Here is a 3,319-nt window from a genome sequence, read left to right as displayed (position 1 = left end):
GAGTGGTCGTCGCCGGTTACATTGCAATCCTGTGGTTATGGGTCCCGGGCTCGCGCTTTGCGCACCCCCGGGACGACAGCGGTGGATGCGGCCGCCAGCGCGGCCACCCGCTCCACCGTCGCGTTACTTCACCGCGTCAAAGCACCAGGCCAGAATGCCCTTCTGCGCATGCAGGCGGTTTTCGGCCTCGTCGAACACGACCGATTGCGGGCCGTCGATCACTTCGTCCGTGACTTCCTCGCCGCGATGGGCGGGCAGGCAATGCATGAACAGCGCATCGGGCTTGGCCAGCGACATCAGCTTCGAATTGACCTGATAGGGCTTGAGCACGTTGTGACGGTGCTCGCCTTCCTTGTCGCCCATCGACACCCAAGTGTCGGTGACGACGCAGTCGGCCCCCTTCACGGCAGCCTCGGGATCGGTGCCGAGCACGATCGGCGCGCCGGTGGCCTTGATGAAGTCCCGCATCACCTTTTTCGGCGCAAGCTCCGGCGGCGTCGCGACATTGAGCTTGAACTTGAAACGCTCGGCGGCATGCGCCCAGGACGCCAGCACGTTGTTGTCGTCGCCGGTCCAGGCCACCGTCCTGCCCTCGATCGGGCCGCGATGCTCTTCGTAGGTCATGAGGTCGGCCATCACCTGGCAAGGGTGCGAGCGCCGTGTCAGGCCGTTGATGACGGGCACCGTCGCATATTCCGCCAGCTCCAGCAGGGCCTCGTGATTGAGGATGCGGATCATGATGGCGTCGACATAGCGCGACAGCACGCGCGCCGTGTCGGCGATGGTCTCGCCGCGGCCGAGCTGCATCTCGGCGCCGGTCAGCATGATCGGCTCGCCACCGAGCTGGCGCATGGCGACGTCGAACGAGACGCGGGTGCGGGTGGACGGACGCTCGAAGATCATCGCCAGCGTCTTGCCTTCCAGCGGCTTCACCGGCTGGTGCGCTTTCTGCTTCGCCTTCATGGCGGAGGAGGCCGCGAGCATGCTCTTGAGCTCCGACAACGGGAGCTCGTTGATATCCAGAAAGTGCTTCGGGGACTTGCTCATCAGCTCGCCGCCCGCTTGGTCTGACTGGACGAGATCGCGGCGCAGGCGCGCTCGAGCCGCCCGACGCTGTCCTCGATTTCGGCTTCGGTGACGATCAAGGGCGGCAGGAAGCGCACGACATTGTCGCCGGCGCCGACCGTGAGCAATTTTTCGTTGCGCAACGCCGCGCCAAGATCGCCGGATGGCACCACGGCCTTGATGCCGATCAGAAGGCCTTCGCCGCGCACTTCGCTGACGATGTCGGGATAACGATCGATCACGGAGGCGAGCTTCTGCTTGAGCAGCAGCGACATCTTCTGCACGTGGTCGAAGAAGCCGGGCTTGAGCATGACGTCGAGCACGGCATTGGCAGCCGAGATCGCGAGGGGATTGCCGCCGAAGGTCGAGCCGTGCGAGCCGGGCCCCATGCCGGCAGCCGCGTCCGCGGTCGCCAGCACCGCGCCGATCGGGAAGCCACCACCGAGCGCCTTGGCCAGCGACATCACGTCAGGCGTGACGCCGGTGCGGCGATGCGCGAACAGATCGCCGGTGCGGCCCATGCCAGTCTGCACCTCGTCGAACGCGAGCAGCAGGCCCTTCTCATCGCAGAGCTGGCGCAACGCCTTCAGGAAGGCGGGCGTTGCCGAACGCACGCCGCCCTCGCCCTGGATCGGCTCGATCAGGATGCCGGCGGTCTGCGGACCGATCGCCTTCTTGACGGCTTCGATATCGCCATGCGGGACCTGGTCGAAGCCGTCCATCGGCGGGCCAAACCCTTCGAGATATTTTGCCGAACCGGTCGCGGCGAGCGTTGCCAGCGTGCGGCCGTGGAAGGCGCCTTCGAAGGTGATGATGCGGTAACGTTCCGGATGACCCTTGGAGAAGTGATGATGGCGGACCAGCTTGATCACACCTTCCAGCGCTTCGGCGCCGGAATTGCAGAAGAACACGAAGTCCGCGAAGCTTTCGTTGCACAGACGCGCGGCGAGCTTCTCGCCGTCCGGGCTCTGGAACAGGTTCGACATGTGCCAGAGTTTGGTGGCCTGCTCTTGCAACGCCTTGACCAACGCAGGATGAGCATGGCCGAGCGCATTCACCGCCACACCCGAGGTGAAATCGAGATAGCGATCGCCATTGGTCGCAATCAGCCAGCAGCCTTCACCGCGCTCGAAACCGAGGTCGGACCTGGCGAAAACGGGGAGCAAATGCGGCGCTGCGCTGTTAGTCATGACGATCACTTGAATGTTGCGGACGGTGTGAGCGTGCATTGCGCAACGCACCATTGACCGGCCCGGAAAACGAAACGTGCCGCCTTTTAAGGGCGGCACGCCTGACTATCTTATGCCTGGTGAAACCGGTGTCAATGCCGCCCGGAAAGCCTCGCGAAACGCAGAATCCGTAGTCTTGCGGTGGCGATTTTGCGTATTTCCGCCACGGAACATGTGGAAGCGAGTCGGCGGACTCTTGCGCGTGAGTCACGCCATATTGTAGCGTTTGGCTTGTCAGATACGACATCTCGTGCAGCAGTTCTGATCCTCTAAGTCCTCATGTACCGGCGTAAGCGTTCGGGCGCATCTGGTGCGCCCGGCGAGCCTTAAGGGATTCTGGCGGCACGGGTTTTTCGAAGCTTAGGCATTCGCCGTGCGGCCGCCAGGATGGCAGGCGCCGGCGAAGGAAAGGGTGCAATGACCGTTTTGACCTGGTCGGATGATCGCGTCGAGCAGCTGAAAAAGCTCTGGGAGGCCGGACTTTCGGCCAGCCAGATCGCCGCTGAACTCGGCAATGTGACCCGCAATGCCGTAATCGGCAAAGTGCACCGGCTCGGCCTGTCGGGCCGCGCCAAGAGCCCTTCATCGGCAGCGCCGCGGCCGCGCAAGGCGCGCCCCGCCCAGCACATGATGCGGGTGACACGCCCGATCGCGCGCGGCAACACCGCGCTGGCGCAGGCCTTCGAAGTCGAGGTCGAGGCCGAACCGGTCACCTACGACAACGTCGTGCCGATGAGCCAGCGGCTGTCGCTGCTGGAGCTGAACGAGGCCACCTGCCACTGGCCGGTCGGCGATCCCTCGAGCCCGGATTTCTTCTTCTGCGGCGGCAAGGCGCTCTCCGGCCTGCCCTACTGCGCCCAGCACTCGCGCGTGGCGTATCAGCCCGCGGCCGATCGCCGGCGCGCGCCCGCGCAGCCGGGGGCGCGCGGGAGTGGGTGTGTGGGGAGAAAAGAGCCCGCCCACCCAGGGGGGGGCAAAAAAAACATATAGTACCCGGCCACCCCGCCCCCCGCGCGCGCCCCAAC

General features: G+C 65.0%; 2 protein-coding genes and 1 pseudogene. 1 reads left to right on the top strand and 2 read right to left on the bottom strand.

From position 1 onward, the window contains the following. Window positions 1-123 precede the first annotated feature (123 nt). Both argF and AC0L3X_RS46740 read right to left on the bottom strand, forming a co-directional pair. On the bottom strand, window positions 124-1,047 hold the full coding sequence (gene argF / locus AC0L3X_RS46745) for an ornithine carbamoyltransferase (RefSeq protein WP_014491303.1): 924 nt from the start codon (window positions 1,045-1,047) through the stop codon (window positions 124-126). Continuing rightward, window positions 1,047-2,255, bottom strand: coding sequence for an aspartate aminotransferase family protein (locus tag AC0L3X_RS46740; protein ID WP_063985929.1), 1,209 nt, complete (start codon window positions 2,253-2,255; stop codon window positions 1,047-1,049). Before AC0L3X_RS46740 ends, argF begins: the two co-directional genes overlap by 1 nt. Before the next feature lie 456 nt (window positions 2,256-2,711). On the opposite strand from AC0L3X_RS46740, the pseudogene AC0L3X_RS46735 reads away from it, so the two are divergent. Beyond that, window positions 2,712-3,221: pseudogene (locus AC0L3X_RS46735) on the top strand (GcrA family cell cycle regulator); the annotation flags it as partial. Window positions 3,222-3,319 lie beyond the last annotated feature (98 nt).

The sequence above is a fragment of the Bradyrhizobium sp. MI1.7 genome (assembly GCF_055811795.1).
The sequence above is the reverse complement of the archived record's forward strand: the minus strand, read 5'-3'. Positions and strand labels throughout refer to the sequence as shown.